Raw genomic sequence first — 17,238 nt, 5'->3', positions numbered from 1 at the left:
ACTCCGGAAGTTGTCTTGCTGCCAATGTTCCTTTATGAATAGCGCGAATGGAAATTCGAATGACGCATTCCCATTATTCGCATGACGAATCCTCTGCAGCGTGTTGACCTCAACCTGCTCGTGACCCTCCACGCGCTGATGACCGAACGCCATATCTCGCGCGCGGCCGTGCGGCTGCACAAGAGCCAGCCCGCGGTCAGCCATGCGCTGGCGCATCTGCGTGCGCTGTTTGGCGACCCGCTGCTGGTGCGCCGCGGCGGCAAGCTCGAGTTGACGGCGCGGGCGCGCGAGCTCTCGCAGCCGCTCGAGGACGTGCTGGCGCAGCTCGGCGCGCTGCTGGCCCCGTCCGCTTTCGACGCATCCGAAGCACAGCGCGTGTTCCGGCTGGTGATGTCCGATTACGGCGCGCGCACCGTGCTGCCTGGGCTGATGCGGCGCCTGCGCACCGAAGCGCCCGGCATCGACCTGGTGGTCACGCAATCGACGCGCGAGATGATGCAGTTGCAGGTGCTCGACGGCGAGGTGGACCTGGCACTCGGCGTCTTTCCATCGCCGCCGTCCGAACTCCTGGCGCAGACGCTGTTCACCGACACTTTCGCCTGTGCGGCGGATGCATCCACGTTGCCGGCCTGCGGCACATTGACCCTGGAGGCATGGCTTGCGCGCCCGCACGCGCTGGTCGCCATGCGCGGCGGCGTCGACAACGAAATCGATCGCGCGCTGGCCAGGCTCGGACACACACGACGCATCGCGATCACCCTGCCGCACTGGGGCGTGGCCAATGAGGTGATTGCGGGAACGGACCTCGTCCTCACCGTTGCGCGGCGCAATCTCGATCGGCTCGACGGCGATGCGCGGCTGCGTGTGTTTGCCGCACCGTTTCCGATCGAGCCATTTGCGTTCGGGCATCTGTGGCACCCGCGGCGGCAGAACGATCCGGCGCATCAGTGGCTGCGTGGCGTGATTGCCGACGTTGTGCGGGCACCTGCGCCTTCCTGATTCGAACGCGCCTGCCTGCCCTGGCCGCTACCCCATGCGAAAATGCGGCGTCTGCACTCGCGAAAACGCACACCCACACCGAGCCTTTCCGGAGATCCGCGCATGTATCACGGAGAACGTTTCAACGGCTTCAGCCACCTCGCCGGAGCCATCCTTGCCGCTGCGGGCATGGCGGTGCTGGTGACATCCTCGGCGCTGCACCACGATGCGTGGAAGGTGGTCAGCTCGGTCGTCTACGGCACCACGCTGGTCCTGCTCTACACCATCTCCACGCTGTATCACAGCCTGCGCGGCCCGGCCAAGGGCGTCTTGCAGCGCCTGGACCATTGCGCCATCTACCTGCTGATCGCCGGCAGCTACACGCCGTTTGCACTGGTGACGCTGCGCGGCCCGTGGGGGTGGACGCTGTTCGGCGTCAACTGGGCCCTGGCGGCCGTCGGCATTGCGCAGGAGCTCTGGATCGGCCGTCGCACGCGCGTTCTGTCGCTGGTGATCTACGTGGTGATGGGATGGCTGGTACTGATCGCCATGGGGCCGTTGATGGCCGCACTGCCTGCGCCCGGCCTGTGGTGGGTGGTCGCGGGCGGCGCGTTCTATACCGCGGGCGTCGGCTTTTTTCTCTTTGACGAGAAGGTGAAGCACTTCCATGGCATCTGGCACTTGTTCGTGCTGGCGAGCAGTGCGTGCCAGTTCGTGAGCATTCTGCTGTACGTGGGCTGATCTGCCCCCACAACAAAAAAAGCCGCGATTCCTCGCGGCTTTTTTTTACGGAAACGCAGACTCACGCGCGCTTCTTCATCGCTTCGTCCCGCAACTCTCGGCGCAGGATCTTGCCGACATTCGTCTTCGGCAGCTCATTGCGGAACTCGATGAACTTCGGCCGCTTGTAACCGGTGAGCTGTTCCTTGCAGAACTCCTGCAGCTTCTCTTCGGTCAGCGTCGGATCGCGGCGAACGACAAACAGCTTCACGACCTCGCCCGAGTGCACATCTGGCACGCCCACGGCGGCGACTTCCAGCACGCCCGGGCACATCGCCACCACGCCTTCGATCTCGTTCGGGTACACGTTGAAGCCCGACACCAGGATCATGTCCTTCTTGCGATCGACGATCTTGGTGTAGCCGCGCTCGTCCATCACGCCCACGTCGCCGGTCTTGAAGAAGCCGTCGGCGTACATGACCTTGGCGGTCTCGTCGGGGCGCTTCCAGTAGCCGGCCATGACCTGCGGGCCGCGGATGCAGATTTCGCCCGCCTGCCCGATCGGCAGATCGTGGCCCTCGTCGTCACGGATGGCGACCTCGGTGCCCGGGATCGGCAAGCCGACCGTGCCGGAAAACGTGTCGGTATTGGTCGGGTTGCAGATGGCCGACGGCGAGGTTTCCGACAGGCCGTAGCCTTCGATGATCGGGCAGCCCGTCACCTCGAGCCACTTCTTGGCCACAGCTTCCTGCACCGCCATGCCGCCGCCGTTGGCCACGCGCAGGTTGGAGCAGTCGACGTTCTTGAAGTCGGGATGGTTCAGCAGCGCGTTGTACAGCGTGTTCACGGCCGGGAACATGTGGAAGCGGTACTGCTTGAGCACCTTGATGAAGCCCGGGATGTCGCGCGGGTTCGGGATCAGCACGGCCAGTCCGCCCTTGCGCATCGACAGCAGGCAGCACACCGTGAGCGCGAAGATGTGATACAGCGGCAGCGCCGTGATGGTGATGATCTCTTCGTCCGGTCCCAGCATGCGGCCGTCGCGGCCCGGCTTGGTGAGCGCCGGGTTCATCCACGCCTCGGACTGCAGCACGTTGGCGACGATGTTCCGGTGCAGCAGCGTCGCGCCCTTCGACACACCGGTGGTGCCGCCCGTGTACTGCAGGAAGGCGATGTCGTCGGGGCCGACCGACGTGGGCTTGAGCGTCTGCCTGGCGCCCTCCTGCAGGGCGGCGTTGAAGCGGATGCAGTTGGGCAGCTCCCACGCCGGCACCATCTTCTTGACGCTGCGCACGACGAAATTGACGAGCATGCCCTTCAGCCCGCCGAGCATGTCGCCCATGCTGGCCACAACGATGTGCTTGACCGGCGTGTTCGGCAGCACCTGCTGCAGCGTCGTCGCGAAGTTCTCCAGGATGATGATCGCTTCGGCACCGCTGTCCTTGAGCTGGTGTTCCAGTTCGCGCGGGGTGTAAAGCGGATTGACGTTGACGACCACATAGCCGGCACGCAGCACGGCGGCCAGCGCCACGGGGTACTGCAGCACGTTCGGCATCATCAGCGCGACGCGCGCGCCCGGTCCCAGGCCGCGCGACTGCAGCCACGCCGCCAGTTGGCGCGACAGCGTATCGAGCTCGCCGTAGGTCAGCACCTTGCCCATGCATTCGAATGCACGGCGGTTGCGGTTCTTCTGGAAAGAATCCTCAAGCAGATGGGCCAGCGATCGGTACTGCGATGCGTCGATCTCGGCCGGCACCCCGGGGGGGTACTGCTTCAGCCACGGTTTATCCATGGGCGTGTCTCCTGGCGATTGTCGATTTTTTCGAATGATCGTTCGATTTTTTCCGCATCGTACGCGGATGTGTGTGTCAAAACAATAACTTAGACGATTCCCTCGGGCGGTCCGGCATGCTCGAAACGGGTGCACCGACCGCCGCCGGCATCACTTTTGCAAAGGGGTGCCATCCGCCTCCGGCGACGCTGGAGGGGCAAGGCTCCGCAGCACGGCCTCGCGCGCTGGTTTGGGTTCGCGCGCCAGGGCTTTCACGTCGGCATAGAAGCGCGCCCAGTCTCCGCCATCGCGGTGATACAGCGCCGTGAACGCGGGCACCCACTCCAGATAGCTCGCCACCGCGCCCAGATGGGCGTTCGACAGCGGCTGCGCGAACCAGCGGTCGTAGCCGGTATAGCCGCCCCAGCTTGCCTTCAGCTTGGCGTAATCGGCCTGCAGGCTGGCAAAGGTGGCACGCTTGCCGGCGCGCTTCTCGTCATCGGAGACGGGGCTCGCGTACAGCTTTTCGAGCCGGCTGCGGTACGCCAGCAGCAGGGCGCGGAATTGTACGCGGCGGGCATCGTAAACGGCGTATTCCGCGCGAATTTCCGGCGTTGCCGCATCGGCCAGCCAGCGCTCGACGCCGATCGTCTCGACGGTGGTGGCAAACGATTCGTTGAAGGCGGTGTCGCCCTTGGCGTAGGCCACCTGGTGGGCGAGCTCGTGGAAGATCAGCCGCGCCAGCTCGCCTTCGGGCAGGCCGACGAAGGTGTTGAGCAGCGGGTCGTCGAAATAACCCAGTGTGGAATACGCAGGAATGCCGGCCACGTCCACGTCCAGACCTTCGGCGCGCAGCGTGTCGGCATAGGCCAGGGCGGCGCTGCGGTCGTAATAGCCGCGGTAGGTCACGCAGCCGACGATGAGGAAGCACCACTCCTTGAGCTTGACCGACAGCTCCGGCGCCGCAAAAACGTTCCACACCGCGAACGGGCGCTTGAGGTTGGCGTAGACGCGGTAGCTGCCGTTATCGGGCAGCGCCAGCTCGCGCGACGCGTAGATGCGGATGCTGCGGGCATCCTCGAGGCGCCTGGCGAGCTTGTCGTTGTGCGCCGCGCGGGCATCTTCGATGGCCTTGTCGATGGACTCGCGCTGCGCCATCAGCGAGAGATGCCCGGCAACCGACTGATAGTAATAGCCGACCGTGTCGCAACCGGCCAGCAACGCAGTGCCCGCCAGGGACAACGCCAGACACAGCCCGCGGGCCCTCCGCATGGCCGTCCTCAGGCGGTCTGCGCCGCCGGTGCGACCTCCACCAGGCAGTCGTAGAAGGTCGGTGCGCGGCCCATGTCGGTCAGGCGCTGGCTGGTGACTTCGTTGGCATTGGTGCCGTCGGGCGCGAGCTTCTTCCACCAGATCGACAGGCCGACCACCACGCCCCGGCGGGCGCGGTCCGTCACGCGGGCACGCGCCTGCATGGCGCCTCGGTCGTTGAAGATGCGGACCAGTCCGCCATCCACCACGCCGCGCGGCAGGGCATCGTCGGGATGGATGTCGAGATGCGGCTCGCCTTCGGTGCTGCGCAGGCTGTCGACGTTGACGAAGGTGGAGTTCAGGAAGTTGCGCGCCGGCGGCGAGATCATGGAGAGCGGATAGCGCTTCGCCAGCTCAGGCGTGCTGATGGCCGATTCGTGCGGCGGCACGTAGCCGGGCAGCGGGTCCAGGCCGTCCTTGGCCATCTGCTCGGAATAGAACTCACAGCGGCCCGACGGCGTGCGGTAACCGCCTCGCGCGAGCGGCGCGGCCGGATGCGCGAGCTTCTGCCAGCCCTCGCGCTTGAGCGTTTCCCAGTCGATGTGCGCGGCGGCAGGATCGTCGCGGCGCACGGCCTGGGCCGCGATCTCGTCATCGGAATCGGCAAAGCACGCCTCGGTAAAGCCCATGCGTTGCGCAAGCCGGCGGAAGATCTCGGTGTTCGGCAGCGCCTGCCCCACCGGCGCAATGGCGGCGTTGTTCGCCAGCACGTAGGTGTGGCCGTACGCCTTGTGCACGTCTACGTGCTCGAGCTGTGTGGTGGCGGGCAGCAGGATGTCGGCGTAATCGGCGGTGTCGGTCTGGAAGTGCTCCAGCACCACGGTGAAGAGGTCTTCGCGCGCGAAGCCGGCCGCGACCTTGCGCGAATCCGGCGCCACCGCCACGGGGTTGCTGTTGTAGACCACCACCGCCTCCACCTTCGGGCCGAACGATGCATCGCCCGGATGCAGCAGCGCATCGCCGATGGTGCTCATGTTGATGGCGCGCGGCAACTTGGGCCAGCCCGGGAGCAGATCGGGGCGCTGCAGCTTCGCGTTATCGATCGGGAAGAAGCCCGACGTCGACAGTTGCAGCCCGCCCGCCGCATCGCGCCAAGCCCCCACCAGCGATGGCAGGCACGCCACCGCACGCACGCCCTGCCCGCCGCCATGGGCGCGCTGCATGCCGTAGTTCAGGCGGATGGCCGCCGGCTGCCGGTCGAGCACGACGGTCGTGCCGTACAGCTTGGCGAGCCATTCGATGTCCGCGGCGTCGATGCCGCACAGCGAGGCAGCATATTCGGGCGTGTATTGCTGGGCGCGCTCGCGCAGCGCCTCGAAGCCGAGCGTGTGGTTGGCGATGTAATCGTGGTCAAGCAGGTCGTCGCGGATCAGCACGTGGATCATCGCCATGGCCAGCGCCGCATCGGTGCCCGGACGCACGGCCAGGTGCCGATGGCACTTCTCGGCCGTCAGCGAGCGATACGGATCAATCGCCACCAGCGTCGCCCCACGCCGCTTGGCTTCCTGCGCGCGCGTCCAGAAATGCAGGTTCGAGGCGATGGGATTGGCGCCCCAGATCAGGATCAGCTTGGCATCCTGCACGTGCTCGATGTCCATGCCGAGGCTCGCGCCATACGTATAGCGCAGCGCCGTCGCGCCGGCCGATGCGCAGATCGTGCGATCTAGCAGCGATGCCCCCAGCTTGTGGAAGAAGCGCGCCGCCATGCTTTCGCCCTGCACGAGGCCCATCGTGCCGGCATAGCTGTACGGGACGATCGCTTCGGGATTGCGCGAGGCGATCTCGCCGAGACGGCTGGCGATGGTGTCGAGCGCCTCGTCCCACGTGATGGGCGCGAACTTGCCCTCGCCCTTCGCGCCGACGCGCTTCATCGGCGAGAGCAGGCGGTTCGGGTGATACGTGCGCTCGGTGTAACGGTTGACCTTCGTACAGAGCACGCCGGCGGTGGTCGGGTGGTCCGGGTCGCCCTGCACGCGGGTGGCGCGGCCGTCCTCCACGGTGACGAGCAAGGCGCAGGTGTCGGGGCAGTCGTGCGGGCAGGCGGCACGGATCACTTGGGTGGACATCGGGAGACTCCGGAGTGGGGTGGCGGCCGCTTGCGTCTACAGGCACCTGCGCGGCTGCGATGATCCGGAAATTGTAATCGCGCGCTACGTCGGGCGCAGCGGCGTCGAACCGCGCGCGACCAGGCGCCCGGTCAGCAGGACCCGCCGCGCCGGCAAGGTGCTGTCTGCGAGGCGGCCTTGCAGCATCGCCATGGCCATGCGGCCGATGTCGTAGACCGGCTGCTCGATCACGGTGATGCCCGGGCCGGCCAGTTCCGTCCACGGCTCGTTGTCGAAGCCGGCGACTGCAATGTCGCGCGGCACCTCGAGCGACAGCCGGCGCAGCGCACGCAGCACGCCCAGCAGCGATTGCGCGTTGCTTGCGACGAGGGCGTCGGGCCGCTCGCCGCTGGAGAGCCACGCCAGCGTTTCGGTCTCGGCGGCTTCCGCGGTGGGCAGGATGAAGCGTGCTTCGGCGCTCACGCCGTGGCGGGCGAGCGCGGCGGCAAAGCCGGCCTGGCGTTCGGCGCCCGTGCTGCTGGTGCGGCCAAAGAGCCCGCCGATGCGGCGATAGCCCTGCGCGGCAAGGTGGTCTGCCAGCGCCTGCGCCGCCTGCTGGTTGTCGAGCACGACGGCATCGGTGCCGCACGCGGGCCCGGCACGGTCGATCAGCACGACGGGGTAGCCGAGTTCGACCGGCCGCGGCGCCTCCGCAATGCCGCGCGTGGGCGAGAGAATCACGCCGGTCACGCGCTCCTCCTCCATCAGTCGCAGGTACATCGCCTCTTTGTCGGGGTCTTCATCGGAATTGCACAGGATCACGCGCTGGCCCGCCGCGTACGCTGCATCCTCCACCGCACGGCTGACGCTGGTGAAGAACGGGTTGCGGATGTCCGACACGATCAGCCCGACGGTCTGCGCCTGCTGCGAGCGCAGCCGCCGCGCCGACAGGTTGGGCCGATACCCCGACGCGGCCACCGCCGCATCGACACGCCGGCGCAGCTCCGCGCTCACGGGGCCGCCGGCCAGCGCACGCGACACCGTCGCCACCGACACGCCCGCCGCCGCCGCTACGTCCTTGATCCGAACCGTCATGCTGAAATCGTTTCCAAAGAAAGCGTCATGATAGCCAAAGCCGGCCGCGCCACCAATGCGACGCTTTCTCAGGGGAAACCCCGTAAACAGCGGGATACACGTCACTTTGCGCCGCATTGCACATTGACACCCTCACTGTAATCGATTTCAATGCGACCACATCAACGACACGCCAAGCCGCGCCTGCCTCCTCCCGCGCGGCCGCCCGCAGGAGACCCCGCCGCATGGCTACCGCCCTCATCTGCGCTGAACGCATCCGCCTGCAGCAACGCGCCACCAACAAGGAAGGCGCCATCCGCGCCGCCGGGCAATTGCTGGCCGACTCAGGCTGCATCGACCCCGCCTACATTGACAGCCTGCTGCGCCGCGAAACCGTCGCCAACACCTTCCTCGGCCACGGCGTGGCCATTCCGCACGGCATGGGCGAAGACCGCCACCTCATCCGCCAGACGGGCATTGCGGTACTGCAGTTTCCCGACGGGCTGGAGTGGCACCCGGGGCAGACGACGCACCTTGTCTTCGCCATCGCAGCGCAGTCGGACGAGCACATCGTGCTGCTGCGCCGCCTCACCCGCCTGCTCAATGACGATGCACGCCTGCGCCAGCTCTTCACCACGCAGGACGCCGAGGACATCGTCGCCGCGCTGTCCAGCGATGCGCCCGCCCAGGCGGCGAGCGCCCCCGGCACGGACCTGGCCGAGCAGCGCGCCCTCACCCTGGAGTACCCGAGCGGCCTGCATGCCCGCCCCGCCGCCCAGTGGGTGGAGACCGCACGCCGGTTTGCGGCACGCATCCAAGTCCGCCACGGGGACGAGACGGCGGACGCCAAGAACCTCGTCGCGCTTCTGCAACTGGGGCTGGCGGCGGGCGCCAAGCTGACGCTGTCAGCGGAAGGCCCGGATGCCGGCGCCGCGCTCGACGCCCTGCAACAGACCATTCGCGGCCTTGTCGCGCAGGAACGCGCGCAGGCCGTGCGTGACGCTCAAGCCGCCCGCACGCGCCAGAGCGCACACGGTTGGCAAGCCGAGGTCGCCTTGCCCGCCATCGGCGGCATTGGAGCAAGCCCGGGCCTCGCGATCGGCCCCGTCCACGTGCTGCAGCATGGCGCGGCGGCCGTGCCCGACCACCCGGTCGCGCTCACCACGGGCGGCGACCTGCTCGACAAGGCGCTCGCCGACACGCGCGCCGAACTTGCCGCACTCGCGCAAGACACCGCCGCCCGCCTGGGCGAGGCCGAGGCCGGCATCTTCAAGGCGCAAGCGGAACTGCTGGGCGACACCGACCTCATGACGCTGACCTGCCAGGCGATGGTCGAAGGCCACGGCGTGGCGTGGTCGTGGCATCACGCCGTGGAGCGGCTGGCCGAGCGGCTCGCGGCGCTGGGCAATCCGCTGCTGGCCGCGCGCGCAGCCGACCTGCGCGACGTGGGCCGGCGCGTGCTGGGGCATCTCGATCCGTCGCTGCGCAAGGCGGCGCAAACGCTGCCCGACACGCCTTGCATTCTCGTGGCGGCAGATCTGTCGCCATCGGACACCGCTGCGCTGGACACACGCCGCATCCTCGGCATCGTCACCGCGCAAGGCGGGCCGACGTCGCATACAGCCATCCTCACGCGCACGCTCGGCATTCCCGCCGTGGTGGCTGCCGGCCCGGCAGTGCTCGATGTGGCGCCCGGCACGCAAGCCATCGTCGACGGCACGGGCGGCCGGCTGGTGCTCGACCCGGATGTGGCCAGCATCGCCAGCGCGCGCCGCTGGCTGGACGAAGAAGCCGCTCGGGCGCAGCGCGAGCAGGCCGAGCGCAGCCTCCCGGCGCGCACACGCGACGGCTACACCGTCGAGATCGCCGCCAACGTCAACCTGCCCGCGCAGGCCGCCGAGGCCATCACGCTCGGCGCGGAGGGCGTCGGCCTGATGCGCACCGAATTCCTCTTCCTCGAACGCGACCACACACCCGACGAAGACACCCAGTACGCCGTCTACGCAGACATGCTCGAGGCGCTCGACGGCCGGCCGCTGATCGTGCGCACGCTGGACATCGGCGGCGACAAGCAGGTGCCGCATCTGAACCTGCCCACGGAAGACAACCCGTTCCTCGGCGTGCGCGGCGCACGCCTGCTGCTGCGCCGGCCCGACCTCATGGAGCCGCAATTGCGCGCACTCTATCGCGCCGCACGCGATGCCGGCAGCGGCAACGCGCTGTCGATCATGTTCCCGATGATCACGTCGATGGACGAAGTGATGGCCGTGCGCGCGGCGTGCGAGCGCATCCGCGCCGAAGTGGGCGCGCCGGCGGTGCCGCTCGGCATCATGGTCGAGGTCCCGGCCGCCGCGCTGCTGGCCGACCGGCTGGCCGAACACGTGGACTTCTTCTCCATCGGCACGAACGACCTCACGCAATACACGCTGGCCATCGACCGCCAGCATCCCGACCTCGCCGCCGAGGCCGACAGCCTGCACCCGGCCGTGCTTCGACTGATTCAGCAAACGGTACAAGGCGCCACACGCCACCACCGCTGGGTGGGCGTGTGCGGCGGCCTGGCGGGCGATCCGTTTGGCGCGCTGCTGCTAGCGGGGCTCGGCGTGAATGAGCTGTCGATGAGCCCGCGCGACATTCCCGCCGTGAAGGCGCGACTGCGTGCAGCAGAACGCTCCGCACTCGCCGAGCTGGCGGGCCGCGCGCTGGCATGCGCGTCGGCGCAGGAGGTGCGCACGCTGGAAAGCGCCCTCGCCGTGGCCGCGAACGGCAAGGAGTTGGCCACAGCATGACTACGCGCATCGTCACCGTCACGCTCAATCCCGCCATCGACATGACGGTCGGGCTGGACAGGCTCGAACGCGGCCGCGTCAACCTGGGCCGCAGTGTCACGCACCAGGCCGGCGGCAAGGGCGTCAACGTGGCCGGCTGCCTGGCCGACTGGCAGGTGCCCGTGGTGGCCACCGGCCTGCTGGGCCAGGACAATGCCGAGCTGTTCGAAGCGCTGTTCGCCCGCAAGCACATCGTCGACAGCTTCTACCGTGTGCAGGGCAGCAACCGCACCAACATCAAGATCAGCGACGCCGCGGATGGGCAGACCACCGATATCAACCTGCCCGGCATCGCCGCGACCGCGCTGGACCTGGATGCGCTATGCAAGCGCATCGATGCGATGACCGACGTGGCCGGCGTGGCGCTATGCGGCAGCCTGCCCGGCGGCCTGCCGGCCGATACGTACGTGCAACTGCTGGCGCCGTTGAACGCGCGCGGCGTCCGGACACTGCTCGATACCAGCGGCGCACCGCTCGCACTGGCGCTGGCAGCTCCGCGCCACGCGCTGCCGACAGCCGTCAAGCCGAACCGGCATGAGCTCGAGGTGTGGGCCGGCGCGCCATTGCCCACGCTGCAGGACGTGGTGGAGGCAGCGCGCGGAATCCACGCGCGCGGCGTCGCGCAGGTGATCGTCTCGCTGGGTGAAGACGGCGCGCTGTTCGTCACCGCCGAGGGCACCTGGCAAGCGAGCCTGCCGCCCGTGCGCGCCGCCAGTACCGTAGGCGCGGGCGATGCCATGGTGGCGGGCGTGCTGGCCGGCTGGCATGCCGGCGCAAGCATGGAAGACACCGTGCGCCTGTCCGTGGCGTTTGCCGCGTGCAAGCTCCAGCGCCTCGGGCCAAATCTGCCACCGCCCGAGCACGTGCGCGAGCGGGCTGCCGTCGTACGCATGCAGCGCGTGGCCTGAGCCCGCGCGCGGTCAACATCATCAAGGAGCCGACCATGGCAAACCTGTTGGCAATTCTCGGCGCGGACGGCCGCACCACCCGCGCCATGCTCGCCGGTGCAGCGCTGCGGCACGCCGCGCGCGAAACCGGCTGCAAGCTCGACGTGGACGTGCGCGCGCCGGACACCGCCTCCGTCGTCAACACCTCCGTGCTGGCCACCGCGGATGCCGTCGTATGGGCCGGCGTGTCGCCCGACACCGCCGCGCGCCAGGCCAATCCGCGCACGATCGAAGTCACGCTCGACGAGGTGCTCGACAACGCGCGCGCCGTGCTGGATCGCATGATGGGGAGTGCGCCCGCCGCGCCCGCGGCCGATGCGGAACCGAAGCGGATCGTCGCCATCACGTCGTGCCCGACAGGTATCGCCCACACGTTCATGGCGGCGGAGGCACTCACGCAGGCGGCCGCTGAGCTGGGCCACGCGATCCATGTCGAAACGCAAGGCTCGGTGGGCGCGCAGAACACGCTGTCCGCCGATGCGATCGCACGCGCGGACCTCGTACTCATCGCGGCGGATACGCAGGTCGACCTGTCGCGCTTCGCCGGCAAGCCGCTCTTTCGGGCGGGCACCAAGGCGGCCATCCACGATGGCCCGGGGCTGATCCGCCGGGCGCTCAGCGAGGCCACCGTCGAAGCGCCCGCCGCAGCGCAGGCTGCAGCCGCGCCGGCCGCCGAGCGCACCGGCCCTTACAAGCACCTGATGACCGGCGTGTCCTTCATGCTGCCGTTCGTGGTGGCGGGCGGCATCCTGATCGCGCTGGCCTTTGCCCTCGGCGGCATCTACGTGACGGAAGACGCAGCGCGCGGCACGCTCGGCGGTGCGCTGTTCCAGATCGGCGCCAGATCGGCGTTTGCGCTGATGGTGCCGGTGCTGGCGGGCTACATCGGCTATTCGATCGCCAGCCGGCCGGGCATTGCGCCGGGCATGGTCGGGGGCATGCTGGCCGCCAGCCTGGGCGCGGGTTTCCTGGGCGGTATCGTGGCGGGCTTCGTAGCCGGTTACGGCACCGAGGCCCTGAACCGTTGGCTGAAGCTGCCGCGCAACCTGGAGGGGCTGAAGCCGGTGCTGATCCTGCCGGTGCTCGGTTGCCTGGTCACCGGCCTCGTGATGCTGTACGTGGTCGGTGCGCCGGTGGCAGCGCTGTTGACGTCGCTCACAACGTGGCTGCGCGGCATGCAGGGCGCCAATGCGGTGCCGCTGGGGGCGCTGCTCGGCGGCATGATGGCCTTCGACATGGGCGGCCCCATCAACAAGGCCGCGTACGCATTCAGCACGGGGCTGATCGGCGCGCAGGTCTACACGCCGATGGCGGCCACCATGGCAGCCGGCATGACGCCGCCCCTTGGCATTGCGCTGGCCGCATGGCTCTTCCCTTCGCGCTTTACCGGCGACGAGCGCCAGGCGGCACGCGCCACGGCGGTGCTCGGCCTGGCCTTCATCAGCGAGGGCGCGATCCCGTATGCCGCACGCGACCCGCTACGCGTCATTCCGGCGCTGGTGGCGGGATCGGCCTGCGCGGGTGCGCTGTCGATGTGGTTCGGGGTGGAATTGCGCGTGCCGCATGGGGGCGCCTTTGTGCTGCCGATCCCGAATGCCGTCACGCACCTGGGCGGCTATATGGTTGCGCTGGTGGCGGGTACGCTCGTCACTGCGGGGCTGCTGGCCATCCTGAAGCGGCGCGTGCCGGCGCAGGCGGCCTGAGCACCGCACCGCACGGGGGTGCCTGTCTCAAAAACCATCAAAACTGCCACAGTCCGAGCCGATCCTGTTTGCCTGCCCCGCCCGTTTGGCTATGATGCCGGGCAAACCAATCTCTTCGGGGGGAGAGCATGCAGGCACGCAGATTCACCGGGCTGCTGGCGATGTTCGCGGCGGGCGCCATGGGGCTGGCCGCCGCTGCACACGCAGAAACCGGCGTCACAAACGACACCATCCTCATCGGGCAATCTGTGCCACTGAGCGGCCCGGCCGCCCAGCTCGGCCAGCAGATGAACCGGGGCGCCAAGCTGTACTTCAATGCCGTCAATGCGGCGGGCGGCGTCAATGGCCGCAAGATCGAGCTGAAGGTGCTCGACGACTTTTACGAGCCCGACGCCACCGCACGCAACACGAAGACGCTGATCGACGACACCAAGGTGTTCGCCCTGTTCGGCTATGTCGGCACGCCGACCAGCCTGGCGGCCCTCAAGATTGCCAATCCGGCGGGCGTGCCGTTCTTCGCGCCGTACTCCGGTGCCATGGCGCTGCGCGAGCCGTTCGCGCGCAACGTCTTCCACATGCGTGCGAGCTACAACGACGAGACCGCTGCCATCGTTCAGCAGATTCACACCACGGGCTTGAAGCGCATCGCCGTGGTCTACAACGACGATGCCTACGGCAAGGCCGGGCTGGACGGGGTGCAACGTGCATTGAAGCTGCCAGCGAACCAGGGCGTGTCGCTCGTCGCGCAGGCCAGCGTGGTGCGCAACACGACCGACGTGAAAGGCGCGCTCGGCACCGTGCTGGCGCAAAAGCCCGATGCCATCGTCGCCGTGAGCGCATACCAGACGGTGGCCGCGCTGGTGAAGGCCGCGCAGGAGCAGGGTTACGCGGGACAGTTCTACAACGTGTCGTTCGTCGGCACCAAGGCGCTGGCCAATGCGCTGGGCAAGGCCGGCGGCGGCGTGGTCATCTCGCAGGTAATGCCGTACCCGTATAGCGGCGCGTCGCCGCTGGTGCGCGACTACCAGAAGCTGCTCAAGGCGGAAGGCATCACCGATTTCGACTACGGCAGCATGGAAGGCTACGTCGCTGCACGCGCCCTCGTGGAAGGGCTGAAGCGCGCGGGCCGCGACCTCACGCGTGAGAAGCTCATCACCGCGCTCGAGTCGATGGGCAACTATGATCTGGGCGGCTTCAATGTCAACTTCTCGCCGTCCAACCACGTCGGCTCGAAGTTCGTCGAGATGACGATCATCAATTCGAATGGACAGGTGATTCGCTGAGTTGACGGCATCTTTTGCCATGAAAACCGGGCTGCGTGCCCGGTTTTTTCATGCGTGCGCCTGGCGGCTTGAGAGGGTGGCGAGCCGCGCTTTGGCAGCCGCGTTACGCCGGCTGCGGGTGTGGCTGCTGTTGCGCCAGGCGCCGCATGAATGCCTCGCACTGGGCGATCTGCGCAAGCTCGATGTATTCGTTGGGCTTGTGCGCCTGTTCGATATTGCCGGGGCCGCAGACCACCGTCGGGATGCCGGCGCGTGAGAACAGGCCGGCTTCGGTGCCGTAGTCGACCTTGCCCACCACGCCGCGGCTGTCGGCCAGCGCCTGGGCCAGTGCCACGAGCTCGTGCGTCGGCGCGATGGACAGGCCCGGCGTGTTGGCCTCCATGGCGAAGCGGATGTCGGCGTCCTGAGCGATCTCGCGCATCTGCGGCAGGAGCGTGTGCTGCGCGTACCGCTCGATCTCGCTGAAGAGCCAATCCGGATCCGTGCCCGGCAGATAGCGGAAGTCGAATGTGAATTCGCAATCGCGCGGCACGACATTGCTGGCGATGCCGCCGTGGATCGTGCCGGTATTCAGCGTGGTGTGCGGTACGACGAAGTCGGTGTCGCGCGCTTCTTCTGCCGCAAGACGCGCGGCAAGGGTGCGGATATGCGCGATCAGCAGCGCGGCGAACTCGATGGCGTTCACACCCTGCGGCGTCAGTGCCGAATGCGCTTCCTTGCCGCGCACGCAGCAGCGGTACGCGCGCTTACCCTTGTGCGCGACGATGGCACGCATCGACGTGGGTTCGCCAACGATGCAACCCGCGGGCTGAATGCCGTTGGCCTCGAGGTCGCGCAACAGACTGCGTACACCCACGCAGCCGATCTCTTCGTCGTACGACAGCGACAGGTGGAAGCTGGCGTCGCCCTCGGCCGCCATGAAGGCCGGCACATGTGCCAGTGCAACGGCAATGAAGCTCTTCATGTCGGCGGTGCCGCGTCCGTACATGCGGCCGTCGCGAATCTGCGCGTCGAACGGATCCGTGTCCCAGGCCTGGCCGTCGACCGGCACCACGTCGGTATGCCCCGACAGCACCAGCCCCGGCTTGCGCCCCGGCGACAGCGTGGCAAACAGGTTCGCCTTGCCGCCGGTGGCGTCATACGTGAGGCGGCACTCCGCACCCTCGGCACGCAGGCGGTCGCGCACCCATTCGATGAGGCCGAGATTCGAATGCCGGCTGACGGTGTCGAATGCAACGAGAGTACGGACCAACTGCAGGACTTCGTCGGACGGCGGTGCGGGGATGGCGTGTGTGGACATGGCGGACTGGGGTCATTCGTTCATCTGCGGCAAGCGGGATCGCGTCAGCAAGGGACGGACGGCATCGAAAGGCCTACGGTGCCGGGCTCGCAGGCCCCAGTGTAGGCCCTTCGGCCGGATCGCCGCACACCGCGCCTCTGTTGCCCGTGCGGAGCCGCGCGCGCAAAGCTTCCATGGCCCATGCGATCAGCCGATGGCCGGCCGGGATCTGTCCTTCGGCGTATCATCGATGTGATTGCGAACTTTCACTCAGAACACGCGCATCCCATGAAGCTGATTCCAGAAATCCAAGCTGCGCAGCCTGAAATCCAGGCGCTGCGACGCGACATCCACGCGCATCCCGAATTGTGCTTTGAAGAGCGACGCACCGCCGACCTCGTCGCCGCCAGGCTGACGGAATGGGGCATCGAGGTGCACCGCGGCCTTGGCAAGACGGGGCTCGTCGGGGTCATCCGCAACGGCGACGGCAAGAGCATCGGCTTGCGCGCCGACATGGACGCCCTGCCCCTGGCCGAGGCGAACCAGTTCGAACATCGCTCCAGGCATGAAGGGAAAATGCACGCGTGCGGACACGATGGCCACACGGCCATGCTCCTGGGCGCCGCCCGTTACCTGGCGAAACACCGCAACTTCAAAGGGACGGTGCACCTGATCTTTCAGCCCGCCGAAGAAGGTGGTGGCGGCGCACGCGAAATGATCAAGGACGGCCTGTTCGAACGCTTCCCCTGCGACGCAGTCTTCGGCATGCATAACTGGCCTGGCGTGCCCGTCGGAGCATTTGGCACGCGCGTCGGCGCACTGATGGCGTCGAGCAACGAATTCCGTATCACCATCAAGGGCAAAGGAGCGCATGCGGCGCTTCCGCACAATGGCAACGACCCGGTGTTTGTTGGCGCTCAGGTGGTATCCGGGCTGCAGGGCATCATCACGCGCAACAAGCGCCCCATCGACACCGCGGTTCTGTCGGTAACGCAATTCCATGCCGGCGACGCGACCAACATCATCCCGAACGAAGCATGGATTGGCGGCACGGTGCGCACGTTCTCGACCGACGTCCTCGACTTGATCGAGCGTCGGATGGAAGAGGTCTCCAAGGCGATCGCCGCCGCATACGATTGCACCGTGGACTTCGTCTTCCACCGCAACTATCCCCCCACGGTGAACACGGAGGCCGAAACGCAGTTCGCGGCAGAAGTCATGCGTGAGCTCGTCGGAGCAGACAATGTAGACGCCACAATCGACCCGACGTTGGGGGCGGAGGATTTTTCGTTCATGCTG

12 protein-coding genes are annotated in these 17,238 nt (G+C 67.6%); 7 read left to right on the top strand and 5 right to left on the bottom strand.

The genetic code is table 11. The annotated features are described in order from the left end of the window. The first annotated feature begins 81 nt into the window (after positions 1 to 81). Together A6M56_RS04510 and trhA are read left to right on the top strand one after the other, a co-directional pair. Positions 82 to 999 (top strand): LysR family transcriptional regulator, encoded by a 918-nt coding sequence (locus A6M56_RS04510; RefSeq protein WP_062738007.1) that lies wholly within the window; start codon positions 82 to 84, stop codon positions 997 to 999. 102 nt (positions 1,000 to 1,101) lie between these two features. Next, the gene (gene trhA, locus A6M56_RS04505) at positions 1,102 to 1,719 is read left to right on the top strand and encodes a PAQR family membrane homeostasis protein TrhA (protein WP_102080136.1); all 618 of its coding nucleotides are present in this window, start codon (positions 1,102 to 1,104) and stop codon (positions 1,717 to 1,719) included. Between the two features lie 61 nt (positions 1,720 to 1,780). On the opposite strand, the gene A6M56_RS04500 is transcribed toward trhA, so the two are convergent. The 4 genes from A6M56_RS04500 to A6M56_RS04485 all read right to left on the bottom strand — a co-directional run bounded on the left by A6M56_RS04500 (position 1,781) and on the right by A6M56_RS04485 (position 7,920). After that, the gene (locus A6M56_RS04500; RefSeq protein ID WP_045785909.1) at positions 1,781 to 3,490 is read right to left on the bottom strand and encodes a long-chain fatty acid--CoA ligase; all 1,710 of its coding nucleotides are present in this window, start codon (positions 3,488 to 3,490) and stop codon (positions 1,781 to 1,783) included. Between the two features lie 150 nt (positions 3,491 to 3,640). Further along, on the bottom strand, positions 3,641 to 4,741 hold the full coding sequence (locus A6M56_RS04495; RefSeq protein WP_102080137.1) for an aminopeptidase: 1,101 nt from the start codon (positions 4,739 to 4,741) through the stop codon (positions 3,641 to 3,643). 8 nt (positions 4,742 to 4,749) lie between these two features. Continuing rightward, on the bottom strand, positions 4,750 to 6,846 hold the full coding sequence (locus tag A6M56_RS04490; RefSeq protein ID WP_102080138.1) for a molybdopterin-containing oxidoreductase family protein: 2,097 nt from the start codon (positions 6,844 to 6,846) through the stop codon (positions 4,750 to 4,752). A gap of 84 nt (positions 6,847 to 6,930) precedes the next feature. After that, the gene (locus A6M56_RS04485) at positions 6,931 to 7,920 is read right to left on the bottom strand and encodes a LacI family DNA-binding transcriptional regulator (protein WP_102080139.1); all 990 of its coding nucleotides are present in this window, start codon (positions 7,918 to 7,920) and stop codon (positions 6,931 to 6,933) included. A gap of 224 nt (positions 7,921 to 8,144) precedes the next feature. On the opposite strand from A6M56_RS04485, the gene ptsP reads away from it, so the two are divergent. The 4 genes from ptsP (at position 8,145) to A6M56_RS04465 (ending at position 14,660) form a co-directional block, all read left to right on the top strand. Beyond that, entirely contained in the window at positions 8,145 to 10,688 is a 2,544-nt protein-coding gene (gene ptsP / locus A6M56_RS04480) for a phosphoenolpyruvate--protein phosphotransferase (RefSeq protein ID WP_062738012.1), read from the top strand. Next, a complete protein-coding gene (pfkB, locus tag A6M56_RS04475; RefSeq protein WP_062738013.1) occupies positions 10,685 to 11,635 on the top strand; it encodes a 1-phosphofructokinase in 951 nt (316 codons plus the stop codon). Before ptsP ends, pfkB begins: the two co-directional genes overlap by 4 nt. 35 nt (positions 11,636 to 11,670) lie before the next feature. Beyond that, positions 11,671 to 13,377, top strand: a complete 1,707-nt coding sequence (locus A6M56_RS04470; protein WP_045785904.1) for a PTS fructose transporter subunit IIC — start codon at positions 11,671 to 11,673, stop codon at positions 13,375 to 13,377. A 128-nt stretch (positions 13,378 to 13,505) separates the two neighbouring features. Beyond that, the gene (locus A6M56_RS04465; RefSeq protein ID WP_045785903.1) at positions 13,506 to 14,660 is read left to right on the top strand and encodes an ABC transporter substrate-binding protein; all 1,155 of its coding nucleotides are present in this window, start codon (positions 13,506 to 13,508) and stop codon (positions 14,658 to 14,660) included. Between the two features lie 103 nt (positions 14,661 to 14,763). Here A6M56_RS04465 and argE read toward each other — a convergent pair whose 3' ends face one another. Beyond that, a complete protein-coding gene (gene argE / locus A6M56_RS04460; RefSeq protein WP_102080140.1) occupies positions 14,764 to 15,960 on the bottom strand; it encodes an acetylornithine deacetylase in 1,197 nt (398 codons plus the stop codon). A gap of 267 nt (positions 15,961 to 16,227) precedes the next feature. Between argE and A6M56_RS04455 the strand changes: the two genes are divergently transcribed. Continuing rightward, the coding region (locus A6M56_RS04455) for a M20 aminoacylase family protein (protein ID WP_286757808.1) at positions 16,228 to 17,238 on the top strand (1,011 nt) is incomplete at its 3' end.

The organism is Ralstonia sp. RL (assembly GCF_001683835.1).
GTDB classification, from domain to species: Bacteria; Pseudomonadota; Gammaproteobacteria; order Burkholderiales; family Burkholderiaceae; genus Ralstonia; species Ralstonia mannitolilytica.
Note: the sequence above shows the minus strand (reverse complement) of the source record. Positions and strands in the feature narration are given on the sequence as shown.

Excerpts from the sequence above, each read along its gene's own strand:
- argE (WP_102080140.1), bottom strand. The coding sequence starts at position 15,960 with ATGTCCACACACGCCATCCCCGCACCGCCGTCCGACGAAGTCCTGCAG.
- A6M56_RS04465 (WP_045785903.1), top strand. The coding sequence starts at position 13,506 with ATGCAGGCACGCAGATTCACCGGGCTGCTGGCGATGTTCGCGGCGGGC.
- trhA (WP_102080136.1), top strand. The coding sequence starts at position 1,102 with ATGTATCACGGAGAACGTTTCAACGGCTTCAGCCACCTCGCCGGAGCC.
- ptsP (WP_062738012.1), top strand. The coding sequence starts at position 8,145 with ATGGCTACCGCCCTCATCTGCGCTGAACGCATCCGCCTGCAGCAACGC.
- pfkB (WP_062738013.1), top strand. The coding sequence starts at position 10,685 with ATGACTACGCGCATCGTCACCGTCACGCTCAATCCCGCCATCGACATG.
- A6M56_RS04470 (WP_045785904.1), top strand. The coding sequence starts at position 11,671 with ATGGCAAACCTGTTGGCAATTCTCGGCGCGGACGGCCGCACCACCCGC.
- A6M56_RS04510 (WP_062738007.1), top strand. The coding sequence starts at position 82 with ATGACGAATCCTCTGCAGCGTGTTGACCTCAACCTGCTCGTGACCCTC.
- A6M56_RS04495 (WP_102080137.1), bottom strand. The coding sequence starts at position 4,741 with ATGCGGAGGGCCCGCGGGCTGTGTCTGGCGTTGTCCCTGGCGGGCACT.
- A6M56_RS04485 (WP_102080139.1), bottom strand. The coding sequence starts at position 7,920 with ATGACGGTTCGGATCAAGGACGTAGCGGCGGCGGCGGGCGTGTCGGTG.
- A6M56_RS04500 (WP_045785909.1), bottom strand. The coding sequence starts at position 3,490 with ATGGATAAACCGTGGCTGAAGCAGTACCCCCCCGGGGTGCCGGCCGAG.
- A6M56_RS04490 (WP_102080138.1), bottom strand. The coding sequence starts at position 6,846 with ATGTCCACCCAAGTGATCCGTGCCGCCTGCCCGCACGACTGCCCCGAC.